The following is a 12,748-nucleotide window of genomic DNA, read 5'->3' as shown; positions in this document are numbered from 1 at the left end:
GAGCTGCCGCGCCCGCTCATGCTCCCCGAGATTGGATAGGTCCACGGCGAGGTTGTGGGCTGACATGAGGGTGTCGGGGTGGTCATCGCCTAGCACCCGCCGCCTACGGGCGAGGGTGTCCTCGTCGAGCTGCCGTGCCCGCTCGTATTCCCCGAGATCCGATAGGGCCGCAGCGAGCGTGTGCGCGGCTTCTAGCACTACATCGCTGTCTCGGCTGCCTTCTGAGGCACGAGTTTCAAAGAGATGTTCAGCAAGAGGCAGGGCGCCACGTGAATCCCTACGCCTAATGAGGTACCAAACGGCGCTGTCGGCGAGCGCCAGCAGCTGACCATCTTGATTGTGGACGGTAGCTGCATTGACGACGTGGGGAAGTATGTGGCTCCATTGCGGCCAGTTCTCCGGGACATTGAAGTCGCGTGGGCGTGCGGCTACGAGTGTTTCGTGCGCAAGACGGAAGTAAGTATCGTCGGTATCCAATGTGGCCAGGATGGCTTGGGTGAGCCGGTGCATGGTGGCCGAGTCGGGTCCAGATTGCAGGAGCCCGAGCTGTGTGGCGTGGCCGATGCACCGGCGTAACGTCAGATCGTCCTTAGCCGCAGTCTTCAGCGGCTCAGGCAGAGCGTCGGCTCCTCGGGGGAATAGCCACAGCGCGATGGGTTCTGGGGCGAGGTGTGCACAGATCCGGGTCAGCTGCCCAGCGGCTGGGTCGATGCGGTCAAGGTGGTCGATCGCCAGCCGTACTGACGCGGCAAGTGGCAGCGGGTATCCGGCGGGCTGCCCTTCCGCCAGCACACGGTCTGCCGTGGTGTCGAGCGCCCGCAAGTATTCGTCCGGAGGCATGCCTGTCTGGGCCATGACACCGGCCGCTTGCGCTAAGGCGAGCGGCAGATCCCCCAAAGCATGGGCCAGCCGGTTAGCGTCAGGATCGCTTAGCCCAGGCTGCTCCGTGCCCAGGAATGCTATCGACTCTGCGCGTTCAAACACATCGATGCTCAACGGCTGGGCCACACCCGTCCAAGCAGGACTACGCGACGTGATCACGACGTGCCCAGGGCCCTGTGGCATCCACCCGCTGACATCGGCAGCTGTGGGTACGTTGTCGAACACAATCAGCCACCCGCCGTGGCCGCGCAACATCTGCCGCGCCCTGGCCACCGCAGTCGCCGAATCCGCATCCGCCGCAACGACACCCGCATGCAAAGCCAGCTCGGCCAACTGGTCACCAATCAGCGCCGGCTTTTCCGCATTGATCCACCACACCAAGCTGTAGTCGCCAGCAAACCGATGCGCGTACTCGACCGCCAGCTGCGTCTTGCCCACACCACCCATCCCATGCAGCGCATACACCGCTGCCCGATCATGCTGCTGTAACGCCTCCCGCAACCGCACTAGCAGATCATCGCGGCCAGCAAACGACACCAGCCGCGGCGGGACATTCCACACCATCGGCAACGACCCCGGAATCCGCGGCCCCGACGGCGCCGTCCCCGGCTGGGAAACCGAGTCTGCGGTGGGGAAAACCGGCCGTTCCTGCGGCCGCGCCGCAACACCGTTCACCGCGGCCAGCAATATAGCGCGTGCCGTCGCTTCGTCCCGGCCGAACAAGTCCTTGTAGATCACCGGGGACAGGATCGGCGGCGGCGTCACCACATCAATGCGCAGGGGTACCCATCGCTGCCGCGCCGCTACAACCGCCTGCCATTCCTCGGTGGTGAACCGCTCCGGCTCGAAATAGGCAGGCGACCACAACGCCACCACCCGCGAGCATCCTTGAAGCGCCTCATTCATGCGTGCAACAAAGCTGTCCCCAGCTGGCCAGTCCCACACATCCAGCTCAACCGAAAACCCGGCCTGGGCCAGCTCCCACGCCACCCACTCCGCCCACGCCCGGTCACGGCCCGCGTGAGACACGAAGAAATCCACCACCGTCACAGCATTCCCCATGAATGCAATTCAGGCGGTGAACCAAACGGACCATCCACAATGGCCACACCGGCGACGGCTCGTGGCGACGGTCGTGACCCCCACACTGCCAGGGCGGGTATCGGCAAATATCCTTAGCCTGCAAGGCTTCTTGCAGCCTCCGACCTGCCTCGTTCCCCGCCGCTCCCCTAAGTCCCCGTGATCATCCGATGTGTCTGGCATGGATCTGGCACGGCCTTCCGTTCGGTGATTTCCAGATTTGGCGCGTCGTGCCAGATCTGGTGCGCCCTGACGTCCATATCAGCCACGCTTCTCCGTTGGATCGCGGTACCCTTCTGGTCCCGTAAGGGTCGGGGACGATACCTGTTCAAACACAGTCCACTCCTCGCCGCCTGCTTCGCACTCGATTGCTAGCCGGGTGGGCAGGCCCCGAAGGCTCTTTCCCCAAAAGCCCCGCATCATGGGGTTCAATATCCACGGTGGTGGTTCGCTTGGCACAAGATAGAAGTGAAGCGTGTCGCGGACTTCGATAGAACGAGTGGCCGAGGTCCGCCCCAGCGCCTTGCCTGTGCTACAGCCTTTCGGCTCTGTCGCGAATTGGTAGGGGCCGTACACATAGTCCTTCGGCCGGTCGAGCGGTGCCCGGAAATCGGCAGGCACAGGTCCGTTGTCTCTGATACGGATCTTCAAGACGTCGAGGTGCATGGGGCCTTCTAGTTCGACGCTTAGTCGCGCAGACAGGCCCAAATGTGGCTGGAACGTGAGGTTGAACTTAGGTACGCGTTCTTCGTGGTATCGCCGCCGTTCGACCTGCGCTAGGTCAGCTGCGATCGCATTCGCCCTCCGGCTTGCTTTAGCAGCGAATATTGCAGCGCCCAGCGTGCCGGCCGCTGCCACGATCCCAGCAACAGCTTCCCAAACCTGCGCGTCTGGCCAGAAACGCCGCCATTGGTCATAGTGCAGGAGAAGCTGAAGCGTCGCGACTGTAAAGGCATCCACATCAACTAAGTTTAGATGTGTGAGGTTCGTTCGGGGTAACAGTCGGTAACCGTAAGAACCTATAGAGCCTGGGAAACGTTACGGTTAGTATCTGGCGTGGCTGATCCTTACTCAGCTTGTGGCGCCCCCGCCAAGTTGGTGACCGAACGGGGGCGACCGGTAGGTAGATGGCCTCACTGTTTTGGTGAGGCCATCAGCCGCGTAGGACTTTGACAAGCTCTACAACGGCGTGGATCAGCGGGATAGACAGCGCTATCCACTTCGCAGCCCAACCAAACGAACTGCTTGGGCCGAAATCGTTGGTCTTGCGCCGGTCGAGCCGACGCTTTCGCTTCGCCACTTGTCGCGTTAGCTCTTTCTCCGTCGGTACCTCCCACGGGCCCGCTGTGAGGTCCGACGCAGCTGCGACAGGAAGAGCCTAGCGGCGTAGTAGTAACTCTGCGCAATCACTATCTTGTAGTCGAAATGTTGCAGAGAGCGTTCGTGCTGGTAGGGGTGGACCACCAGTCGGTCTCACCTCTTACAACGTGTGACAGACGCCTGGGGATCGGATGATATTTTCCAACAGCGATAACGCGAGCCGCACGGTCCACTCGCGACCGTGCAGGCGTTCCAAATAGGACGTGATGTGAGCGACGCTACCTACGCCAGATAGGAGTTGTGGATCGTCCTCAGCAGACGATGATCGCAGGCAGTAGGCAACTGCGGGTCGTTCAGTTTGACCGGGCATCCCGATTCGTCGTCTGCCGCAACACAAGCCAGGTTTGGTTGTGTGTCGGTGATCAGCAGCTTTCTAACTGCCTCAGGGCGGTAAGGAACGCCAAAAGCTGGCCCCTCACCCTTGCCTCGCGAAGGCGTACCTGGACATGCTGTAACGACGGTGTTCTGTGCGCGCCACACTTGTACGTCGAACGTGTGTGCGAGTAATTTGGCGAGCTGTGATCAACAGACGATTGCGTGAAACGGGGCTCTGCACTGACGAGGAACGGCGGCTAGTGCTGCGTGCCGACCTCTACTCAGAGGGAATCGGCGTGTGGGAAGTCGAGGTCAGAGAGATCGACGGTGCTGGGCGGCGCATCCAAAGTCGCTACACCACCGAAACCGAAGCGCGTGATGCCATGGAAGCAGCGTACGCCTACGGGCGCCAGCACGGAATGTGGCACATCGATCGCGCGCCTGGCTACCAGCCGTCATCCGAAATTGCCAGGCAAAACTAAGAGACGGCCCAACCGAGTTTACATGTGACATTCGCAAACAGGTCCGCCCGCGTTCCACATCGGAACGCGGGCGGCCAAGTTTTGTGTATGGGCTTGCTCTACGAGCTGGCCTTTTCAAATAGGAGCTTCTCGGTCCAGCTGTGGGGGACGTAGGTCCCGCACGGTTCGAGAGCGTCGGCAAGCATGCCAATGCTCGCATCTGGTCCGAGCATGATCTTAGGAGTGCGCTTGAATACCCGCGCCAGTGATCTTGCTTTCTCTACGAGCAGGATCACGAATCCGTGGGTTTCCCGCTGATCCGGGATCGCGATGAACGCTCGGTGATCGGTCTCGTGCAGGATCATTCTGGAAATCACATCAACGACTCGTTCGCCGTCGAGTGCCATGACGATGTGCTGGCCTGATACCCATCCGCTGTCTTTCAATAGTTTGCGGAATTCTGGGTTGCGCAGCCGACGCGCGAACTCAAACCCTGCGGTGGATGTCGCTTGATACTGATCATTCAAAGTCTCCACCCCATCTCCGAAGGTTCTCTTGCCACTCATCTTCCATCAGTTTCAGCGATCGGTCGTACCAGCTGTCAACAACTTCCCAACCGTTGCTCATGGGTATCGGTGCAATTTCCACTCTAATCCCCACGCTGTCCTCGGGATGATCTTTACGCAGATAGTGCCGGTGAACCGAAGAATGGCACGTATCAATTCTGGCGATTTCGCGCCAGTGGCCGTCGATTAGAACGATTTGCATGATCGCAAATTCGACGATGTAGCAGTCTCTCCAGACGTTTCGCCGGGCTCGTAACTCATGCCGTGGCGCGAGAACGACCGGCCACGTTTCATCCTCGCATTCTTCGGGCGGAGGTAGCTCATATTGCGGATCGGTAGGCGGGTGGATTGTCATATCCACAAGCCGGCCCTTCTTCGGTCGGCCTGGCTCTTTACCCACTTCACCTCCCATCGACGGAAACGCAAGTCTAGACACCGAGGCAACTAGATCGCATCAGTCATTCACCCAGGAGTGTCCAGAAGCGACAGTTCCTCACGCCAAAGCGCGGTGCGGCGGCGGCTGTCCTAACAAGCTGCGGCAAGGACGGTTCCCACGGTTTTATGTCGCGGATCGCAGACTGTCCATGGATGAGAGCGGCGGATCGGATAGAAACTATTCAGGCGGAGGCGAGTCTCCCAACTTCGTGGGCGATTCTCGATCTTGGCAGATGGTTATCCGTGGGAGATCGAATGTCGTGGGATGCGGAGTACCAGAAACGGCGCGACAACTACGAGAAGCAGGCCAGGCAGGCTGCTCACGACGAGTATCGAAAACGAGCCGAACAAGCGGCCTGGAGACTTAACCTGGCGCAGCGGCTAGATGAAGAGGTTGTAGCGCCGTTCTTTCGCGCAGTGCAGAACTCCCCAACCCAAGCTGCGAATGCGCTGCAGCGGCTGTATAAGCCGGGCTTCATAGGCCAGAGACTGGTGTGGGAAGGGTGGTCGTTCGGCTGGCACGTCGACTCGACGCAAGAGAGAGGGGCGGGTACTGACTACTCGATTCTGATCCAGCAAGACGGCACCTGGTGGCACCAGACCAAACTCTCTGCGGATTACGCCGTGGCCTTCATTTGGATGGGACGCGATAACGGGAAGTTGTACCAGGTCGAACAAATAATCCAGAGCAGTTACGGAGAAATCGGACAAGCAGAGGTTGATCAAACTGTCCAGAGTTTCAAGGAACTAGCAATTGACTTCCTGGCTGTGAACTCGATTCGACCATAGTGATCATCGAAAGGTCGCTGTCCGTGTGTAGTCGCGCCAAAAACATTCAGTCGCGCCAGTCGCGCCACCCCTTTGGGTTCTGGCGCGGTTGGCCATCTTTCGCCCAATGGGTCTGAGGATTCAAGCCGCCGAACGCTCTCAATGAGCGCATTCGGTCCGTTCGTTGAAAGCTCGTCCAACAGCCCTGACCAGATCAGCCGAGTCTGCGCCAGATGATCCCGGTCGCATCGTCGTGCGTCTTGCCGCGCCACCGTGTTGGTTCTGGATCGGCGATTTCAGCTGCTCGCACATCTGCGACCAAGGAACGCATACCCTTGGAATCGGCCAACGCGAAAATGTCCAACCAGGACCGACCATAGCGCTCAGCGAGCCGACTCAGGCCATCGGTGAAAAGCCCGATGGTGTCAATGTCGGCCAGAGCGAAGGAACCGGTCAGAGCTTCGTTTGCCGCGTGAGGTTCTGACGCTGCGACCCAAAATCCCCCAGGTTGATTGCGCACCTTCATGACGAATTCAGGGTCATACCGTCGAACGTCGCTAACGACGATAGGTGCGTTGGGCAGGTGCTCAAGTCTGTCGTCCGTAACGGAGCCGGGCATGTTGTCTTTGCTAAGCCACGCAACGGTTACATCGCCCAGGACCAACCAGTCGATGCTTGTACTCGTCTGCCGAACGATGCCGACTGTGGCAGCGGGAGTCAACGGCGTCGATAGGTCGCACTCTGGCCCGTGCTGTGTTGCAGTGCGTCCGATCGCTTCTGCTAGCAGCTGCTCCAATGGTGCACCGTCGGACGCGGTTGACAGGGAGGTCGCAAGGTCAGCGCCCAGGTGATTCACAAACCATCGAACGCCGTGTGTGCAGCCGTTTGCCTGCCCTGGGGTCGGAGCGACGCCGTCCAATATGATCAGCCACTCTTCGGAGACTAAGTAGAAGTCCTCGTTCGGCCGACCGGGAGCAGCTTCGGTTACCGCGTATGTCTCGAACATTGAAGGCCTTCTTACCTAGTCAGGGATCGGGAACTCGTACGCGAAGCCGACCATGTCGCCCGCCAGCGTCGCCAGCATTACCTCTACAGCGCGTCCACTTACGTCGTAAGTAGTCCGAACCAGATCAATGACCGGAGTACCTGCAGGCAATCGCAGTGCCACAGATTCCGGGCCTGTTGGCATGCGAACCGCCAGCTCCTCCCGGATTCGATCGAGCCTGTGACCTGCCTCCTCCAACCGGGCGAAACCGCCACCAGGGCCGGTGTTTTCCTCCTGAATCCGAGTTCCCCGAACAACATCGAGTTCGTAATACGAGTCCGCCAGCTGATTCGGACGATTATCGATGAATGTCGTGCGGCGCCTGACCCAAACTGGAGTGCCCTCGGGAATTCCAAACTGGTCTGCCACTACCGCAGGAGCAGGAACTTCCGCGAGTTCGCGCAGCTGCTGGCCTGCGCTGCGTCCCTGCGATTCAGCTTCAGCAGTGTGCAACGCCTTCCCCTGCGCCCACGTGCTCCGGGAGTAGCGGTCAATACCCCGCCTCCTGGTTGACGGTCGTTCCCTCACGAACGACCCCTTACCTTGCACAGTCACCACTAGACCCTGCTGGCGAAGCAGGTCTAAAGCCTTCCTGACTGCGGCCAGACTTGTGCCGTACTCGTCAGCAATTTGATCGAGGGTCGCAAGTTGCTCACCTGGCGCAAGCTGTCCCGTCTCGATCTTCATTCGAATGTCGTCTGCGATCCGCACTTGTAGCGGGCGCGCGTCTGTGAAACCCCCTGCGGCAGTCATGTGGGACACCTTACCTGCAACTTTGAAGGTCTGCATACAGACGTGTTGACATCCACCCGATTGAGGGCTTAGCCTCTGTGCATGCTTGTAGGTCTGCATACAGACCGACAGACATACAGCTCAGCCGGTTTCTTGAGAACTTCACAGCGACAGTCCTAAAGCTTCTAGGTCAGGGCAAGCCCATTGGCGGTCCTGAGCGGCAAGTGAAAGGGCGATCCCTCCACTGCGAGGTGCGAGACGGTGGGTGCATCCACAACGCGTGTGTGACCGCGAAACAGCAGGCGGTTGATGCGTAAGTGCACTCCCCACCGGAACGGCCAAGTGCGGTGGCAGGCGGAACTCTGGATCAAACCCGTGAGCACCGGTTCTTTCCAGGACCGGGTTCCCGCACACACGGCGGCCAGTACTTCTGGTGGGCCGTGGTAAGGGTTCGAATCCCTGTGCGGGAGCGGTGAAGCCAGCGTCCACGCTGGCTGACCTTCTGTTTTCTCTTTCGCCGGGGCGCGGCTGGCCTGGAAACCTTCGCCGCGCCCTGGCTTCCCTGTCTCCCCATTTAGGAAGAGGTGTTTGCCATGGTCTCATCCGTCGCTTCGGCTGTGCGGATTACCTGCCGCAAGTCGTCCGTGTACCGGACCTGTGAATGTGGCGCGCTGTTCGCCACGTCTGCCACACAGGATCGCTGCCCCGGCTGTGCTGGTGCGCGTAAGCCGCGCCGTTCTGGCCCTGGTGCGCAGCGTCGTGGAAGGAACTGAGACTCCCGATGACCCGCGATGACGCTTTTACCGCTGGCCCGACGTTTGCGGAGCTGGCCGCTATTGAGCTGGAGTGGCCGCTGATCGCGGCCGAGCTAGACATTGTGGATGCCGAAATCCGGCTTCTAACCGCACTTCACGGCCCGACTGAGCTGGACTGGCGCCGTTTGCGCCGGGCGGAACGCCGCAGGCTGACCGCGATCTGCGAACTGCTGGACCTCGCCGCGGCTAATCTCACCCCCGCCGCAGGTCACGCCCCCGCTCTCGTGGCGGTGGCCTGATGAGCCGCTACCCGCTCGACCGTCACGTGGCGGACTCGCGTTTCTCGTTCGGGGTGACTGCTGAGGTCGCGAAAGTCCTTGCCCGCTTTGGGTTCCCGAACATCATGAGCTTCTACGACGGGGCACCAGCAGACGCCGACCGGCTACAGGCCATGCTCCTGCAGTTCATCTACGGCCCTGCTGATGCGAGCGAGCCTGCTCCATTAGAGCTGCCGGAGTGGATGGCGCAAGCCACCTCCGAAGCCTTCGCCGAGTCTGGTCCTGCTCCGCTGCGCCCGGTCGGTGCACCGGTTGAGTTCCGGCTCATCAGCAACCCCACGGCTGCAACGCATGCGGCAGACATCCTGCACCACGTCTTCAACGTCACGTACGTGTCCGACCCGCACCCGAGTCGTGACGGCCGGGTGCGTATCTACCTGACCGGGCACCGTGCCGCACCCTACAAGGGAGGCATCAAATGACCACAAACGACAGTCAGCCGCATGTCTCCGGGCGCACGGCCGACATTCTTTCCAGCGTCTTCTACGCAGGTGTAGCCCTGACCGCCCTTGCCGGGCAGATCACGGCCGCTGACAAGCTCGGCATCTCCTCCGCGATCGCGGTCCCCGGTATCGCCCTGCTGGAGCTAGGCGGCGTGGCCCTAGCCGCACGTGCCGACTTCCGCAGGCGGCTAGGCGAAAACGCTTACGCTGCACGCATTCTCTCGGGTGCGGTCGCGGTGTTCGCGGTGGTGTTCAACTGGTACGGCCACGCGGATAACCTTTACGCCGCAGGCGTTTTCAGCTTCATGTCCGCGCTCGGGTATCTGGTGTGGCTTATCAACTCCGGTGACCGCAGGCGTGATCAGCTTCGTGCCGAAGGCAAGCTGACCGCGACCCCGCCCGTCTACGGCATGGCGCAGTGGCTCAAGCACCCGTGGCTGACCCGCAGGGCACGCGCCCTGGCTTCTGCTGACCCGGGCTTGGGTGTGCACGCCTCGCTCAAAGCCGCAGCCGACGCAGACCGGCTAGAGCGCCGCCAGACAGCGATCGCCAAAGCACTCAAAGACAGCCTCGCCAAATCGGTTGACCCCGCCACGGCGGCTATCGCGGTCGCGACATTCGACCTCGACCAGATCGCCGCACGCCTGGCCGCTGAGGCCGACTATGACGGGCTGACCGCGCTGATCGGCGCCAAGATGACACCGGTCCTTTTGACGGCATCAGCCGACGCGGCTGCCGTCAAGACCGAAGCCCGCAAACGCGCGGCCAAGCCAGACGGTGACGCCAACGCCAAGACGGCGGTGTCGTCACGCAAGACCGGCTCCACGGGAGAGCTTGTCGCCAAGGTTCTGTCACGTAAGCCTGACGCGACGCCGGTCGATGTCGCCAAAGCCATCGGCAAATCAGAGCGCACCGTTCAGCGGTACTGGCCCAAGCCACAAACCGTGGCACCAGAACTGATCCCCGTTTCCGCCTAACCCCCGTGCACCGGGGCAGCCAGCGTGCGGGCCGGACGTGAGCCGCTGAGCCGGTCCGGCTCGCCGCGCTAGCCGCCAACGATGACGGCACAACCGGGAAGGAGCACCAGATGAAGACAGCCCTTGCCTGCCCCGACAACCCCAACGGAACCACCACTGTTGCTGAGCGCACCGCCAAGCAGCTCGAAGCGATCAGCGGCTGGATAGACACCGCAGTCACAGAGCGCCGCGACCCAGCAGAGCTGCTTGAGCAGCTGCAAAACGACCTCTGCGACATCGCGTGGCGGCTGCGTGAAGGCCTGTAACTGTGACCGATCAGCGTGACGGCCGGGGCGACCTGGCCCCGGTCCTCGCGCTGGCCGGCCACCCTGGCAGGCCATAGCGAAGGAGCATCCTCGTGGCGAACGAAACCACCCTCACCATCGTGGGCAACCTGACCGACGATCCCGAATTGCGCTTCACCCCAACCGGTGTCGCCCTGGCGAAGTTCACTGTCGCCTCCACCCCGCGCCTATACGACCGTGCTACCGAGTCGTATAAGGACGGCGACGCCCTGTTCATGAACTGCTCGGCATGGCGGGAGCTGGGCGAAAACATCGCTGAGTCCTTGAAGAAAGGTTCACGCGTTGTCGTGACTGGCCGGTTGCGGCTGTCCCGGTGGGAGACCCCGGAAGGCGAAAAGCGGTCCGCGATGCAACTCGACGTCGAAGACGTGGGCGCATCACTGAAATACGCGCAGGCCAAAGTCATGAAGATGGCCCGCAAGACCGACGTAGCCGCCGCTGGCGGCGACCCGTGGGCCACCACGAACGGCAAGGCCAGCGCGCCGCAGGACGACGAACCGCCTTTCTGAGCAACAGCTTTCACCGCGCAGTAAGCGTGACGACCGGGGCGAACCTGGCCCCGGTCCTCGCGCTGGCTTGTCACGGTGGCAGGCCAGGAAAGGACACACCTCTTGGGACGCACGATCACTCTTCCCATCACGATCGAAATTCACTACCCGCACGACCTTCAAACGCTGACCGTCTGGTCACACCGGCTGTTCGCCGCCTACTACGTCAGCGGGTTTACCGGCTCAGCCCTATTTTTCGGCCCTGGCCTTAGCGCGTGGCTGTTCGGCATTTCGTGGTGGTGGCTGCTGCTGATGCCGCTGGCGCTGCCGTTCTCTCACGCCACGCAGGGTTTTGAGTACCTGATGTCGCAGGTGGACCGGCGCCGCTACGAACTGATCGCCTTCGCCCAGCTCACCCGCGACAGCGGCCTGGACTAGCCGCACCTGCCATGTGTTGAGAGGTGAAAGGCATGGCACGCCATTCTTCAATCCCGTCATGGACTGAAGTGTTAGACGCGGCAACGTATTCGGCCGCGATCCGCCGCCGCCGCAGAGTACAGCTGTGGCTGGTACGGCACCCGAAAACCCGCATCACCTTGCGCATCGCGCGAGGGGTGTGGCGGCGCAAGCACTACGCGGTTAGGCCGATCCTGACCGCGATGGACTGGCTGTATGACCACGGTAGTCAGCGGACGCAAACGTGGCGCCGCAACGACACCCGGACCAGAACCCGGACCCAGCACACCTACGAAGACGACTATGTGCCGTGCACCAAGTGCGGGCGGATGATCCGGGCAGCCAATGCCCGGACACACCTGGCCTGGCACATGCAGTGGGACGGCCGCACCAACCCGATCACGGCCCGCCGTGGCTACCGAAAAGACTGGGAGACAACAGATTTCCCGGTAAGCGCACCACCCGCACCGAACGCACCAAACACCTCCACTACAGGAAAGCCCGCCTCTGTTAAGGGAGTACACCACCGTATGTCGACCACGACGACGCATCTCAAGCCGCTGATGAACGCCGCTAAGGAACTCTCGGAGATGGAGCCAGCTACCGCGTGGGAACTCGACGCGCAGCTCGTTGGCCTGTCCCGTGGTGCGGTCGCGATCGCTGACGCGATCGGCGACTACGCCGAAACCCTCGACACCACCCACATTGACCAGCGCGTCAGCGCGCACGTGCTGACCGCGATGGAAAACCTGGTACAGGCCGGATCAGCGTTCGCTAACGCCGCGACCTCGTTCCGCACCCTGTACGCCGCGCACCTGGAAGCCGCAGAGGCCGGGGTACGCCAGCCGACCGCTGTCGGGTTCTTCGACCCGAAGAACGCTGCCTGAGCCACCGCGCGACCTTCGTTGCACCTTCGAGCTTTAGGCGTAGGCCGTCCCAGAGTGTCAGGCCTTGATCGGCCATTATCAAGCGGACATTAGCTCGTTGTCCGGGGTGCCGGGGGGCGGACGATTGACCGCTCCCCGGCATCCAATGGCGTGGAGCCACACTTGCTCCGGGTGAGCGCTCTACTTGAGAACCATGACCTGCGGCCACGCGGCGCCCATATTAACGGCGGCCGGCTGGTTGGCTGAAATGGCAAGGCTGCCGTCATGCCATCCCGACGTATCACCGTAGATTTGGTGCAGAACACCGTTTTTGACAGCCATGACCTGCGGCCACGATCCACCCATGTTCACCGCGGAGATCGCACCAACACCGCTAATTCCGGTGCTGCCGATCTG

General features: G+C 61.6%; 15 protein-coding genes. 9 read left to right on the top strand and 6 right to left on the bottom strand.

The window, feature by feature from the left end:
• A partial coding sequence (gene fxsT / locus A3E1_RS0100700) for an FxSxx-COOH system tetratricopeptide repeat protein (protein ID WP_026207945.1) occupies window positions 1–1,932 on the bottom strand: 1,932 nt, incomplete at its 3' end.
• Between the two features lie 1,928 nt (window positions 1,933–3,860).
• Between fxsT and A3E1_RS0100690 the strand changes: the two genes are divergently transcribed.
• Window positions 3,861–4,139 carry a hypothetical protein gene (locus A3E1_RS0100690; protein WP_020518819.1) on the top strand — a complete coding sequence of 93 codons (279 nt, stop codon included), beginning with the start codon at window positions 3,861–3,863 and terminating at the stop codon, window positions 4,137–4,139.
• A 98-nt stretch (window positions 4,140–4,237) separates the two neighbouring features.
• On the opposite strand, the gene A3E1_RS0100685 is transcribed toward A3E1_RS0100690, so the two are convergent.
• Together A3E1_RS0100685 and A3E1_RS46795 are read right to left on the bottom strand one after the other, a co-directional pair.
• Window positions 4,238–4,645: a hypothetical protein gene (locus tag A3E1_RS0100685; protein WP_157631234.1), complete on the bottom strand. Its 408-nt coding sequence runs from the start codon at window positions 4,643–4,645 to the stop codon at window positions 4,238–4,240.
• On the bottom strand, window positions 4,638–5,084 hold the full coding sequence (locus A3E1_RS46795) for a DUF7718 family protein (RefSeq protein ID WP_157631233.1): 447 nt from the start codon (window positions 5,082–5,084) through the stop codon (window positions 4,638–4,640). The genes A3E1_RS0100685 and A3E1_RS46795 overlap by 8 nt, the downstream gene beginning before the upstream one ends.
• Before the next feature lie 290 nt (window positions 5,085–5,374).
• Here A3E1_RS46795 and A3E1_RS0100680 point away from each other — a divergent pair, with 290 nt between their 5' ends.
• Complete coding sequence (locus A3E1_RS0100680; RefSeq protein WP_020518817.1) at window positions 5,375–5,908, top strand: hypothetical protein; 534 nt, start codon at window positions 5,375–5,377, stop codon at window positions 5,906–5,908.
• A 193-nt stretch (window positions 5,909–6,101) separates the two neighbouring features.
• Here the strand turns inward: A3E1_RS0100680 and A3E1_RS0100675 are convergent, their stop codons facing one another.
• The gene (locus A3E1_RS0100675) at window positions 6,102–6,893 is read right to left on the bottom strand and encodes a protein phosphatase 2C domain-containing protein (protein ID WP_020518816.1); all 792 of its coding nucleotides are present in this window, start codon (window positions 6,891–6,893) and stop codon (window positions 6,102–6,104) included.
• Window positions 6,894–6,908: 15 nt separating this feature from the next.
• Window positions 6,909–7,685 (bottom strand): GntR family transcriptional regulator, encoded by a 777-nt coding sequence (locus tag A3E1_RS0100670; protein WP_040390375.1) that lies wholly within the window; start codon window positions 7,683–7,685, stop codon window positions 6,909–6,911.
• 760 nt (window positions 7,686–8,445) lie between these two features.
• On the opposite strand from A3E1_RS0100670, the gene A3E1_RS0100665 reads away from it, so the two are divergent.
• From A3E1_RS0100665 to A3E1_RS0100635, 7 genes are all read left to right on the top strand, one after another.
• Window positions 8,446–8,718 carry a DUF6284 family protein gene (locus A3E1_RS0100665; protein WP_020518814.1) on the top strand — a complete coding sequence of 91 codons (273 nt, stop codon included), beginning with the start codon at window positions 8,446–8,448 and terminating at the stop codon, window positions 8,716–8,718.
• The gene (locus tag A3E1_RS44250; protein WP_020518813.1) at window positions 8,718–9,179 is read left to right on the top strand and encodes a hypothetical protein; all 462 of its coding nucleotides are present in this window, start codon (window positions 8,718–8,720) and stop codon (window positions 9,177–9,179) included. The genes A3E1_RS0100665 and A3E1_RS44250 overlap by 1 nt, the downstream gene beginning before the upstream one ends.
• On the top strand, window positions 9,176–10,177 hold the full coding sequence (locus A3E1_RS44245; RefSeq protein ID WP_020518812.1) for a hypothetical protein: 1,002 nt from the start codon (window positions 9,176–9,178) through the stop codon (window positions 10,175–10,177). The genes A3E1_RS44250 and A3E1_RS44245 overlap by 4 nt, the downstream gene beginning before the upstream one ends.
• Window positions 10,178–10,287: 110 nt before the next feature.
• Entirely contained in the window at window positions 10,288–10,482 is a 195-nt protein-coding gene (locus tag A3E1_RS0100650) for a hypothetical protein (protein WP_020518811.1), read from the top strand.
• A gap of 92 nt (window positions 10,483–10,574) precedes the next feature.
• On the top strand, window positions 10,575–11,030 hold the full coding sequence (locus A3E1_RS0100645; protein ID WP_020518810.1) for a single-stranded DNA-binding protein: 456 nt from the start codon (window positions 10,575–10,577) through the stop codon (window positions 11,028–11,030).
• A 102-nt stretch (window positions 11,031–11,132) separates the two neighbouring features.
• The gene (locus A3E1_RS0100640; RefSeq protein ID WP_020518809.1) at window positions 11,133–11,447 is read left to right on the top strand and encodes a hypothetical protein; all 315 of its coding nucleotides are present in this window, start codon (window positions 11,133–11,135) and stop codon (window positions 11,445–11,447) included.
• 32 nt (window positions 11,448–11,479) lie between these two features.
• Window positions 11,480–12,352, top strand: a complete 873-nt coding sequence (locus A3E1_RS0100635) for a hypothetical protein (RefSeq protein WP_040390302.1) — start codon at window positions 11,480–11,482, stop codon at window positions 12,350–12,352.
• Window positions 12,353–12,532: 180 nt separating this feature from the next.
• Here A3E1_RS0100635 and A3E1_RS47845 read toward each other — a convergent pair.
• The coding region (locus A3E1_RS47845; RefSeq protein ID WP_026207943.1) for a hypothetical protein at window positions 12,533–12,748 on the bottom strand (216 nt) is incomplete at its 5' end.

Origin of the sequence: Catelliglobosispora koreensis DSM 44566 (assembly GCF_000379685.1) — a bacterium.
In the GTDB taxonomy this organism is placed as follows: Bacteria; Actinomycetota; Actinomycetes; order Mycobacteriales; family Micromonosporaceae; genus Catelliglobosispora; species Catelliglobosispora koreensis.
The sequence above is the reverse complement of the archived record's forward strand: the minus strand, read 5'-3'. Positions and strand labels throughout refer to the sequence as shown.

Coding starts and splice junctions, on each gene's coding strand:
- A3E1_RS0100680 (WP_020518817.1), top strand. CDS start 5,375: ATGTCGTGGGATGCGGAGTACCAGAAACGGCGCGACAACTACGAGAAG.
- A3E1_RS0100675 (WP_020518816.1), bottom strand. CDS start 6,893: ATGTTCGAGACATACGCGGTAACCGAAGCTGCTCCCGGTCGGCCGAAC.
- A3E1_RS0100670 (WP_040390375.1), bottom strand. CDS start 7,685: ATGACTGCCGCAGGGGGTTTCACAGACGCGCGCCCGCTACAAGTGCGG.
- A3E1_RS0100665 (WP_020518814.1), top strand. CDS start 8,446: ATGACCCGCGATGACGCTTTTACCGCTGGCCCGACGTTTGCGGAGCTG.
- A3E1_RS44250 (WP_020518813.1), top strand. CDS start 8,718: ATGAGCCGCTACCCGCTCGACCGTCACGTGGCGGACTCGCGTTTCTCG.
- A3E1_RS44245 (WP_020518812.1), top strand. CDS start 9,176: ATGACCACAAACGACAGTCAGCCGCATGTCTCCGGGCGCACGGCCGAC.
- A3E1_RS0100650 (WP_020518811.1), top strand. CDS start 10,288: ATGAAGACAGCCCTTGCCTGCCCCGACAACCCCAACGGAACCACCACT.
- A3E1_RS0100635 (WP_040390302.1), top strand. CDS start 11,480: ATGGCACGCCATTCTTCAATCCCGTCATGGACTGAAGTGTTAGACGCG.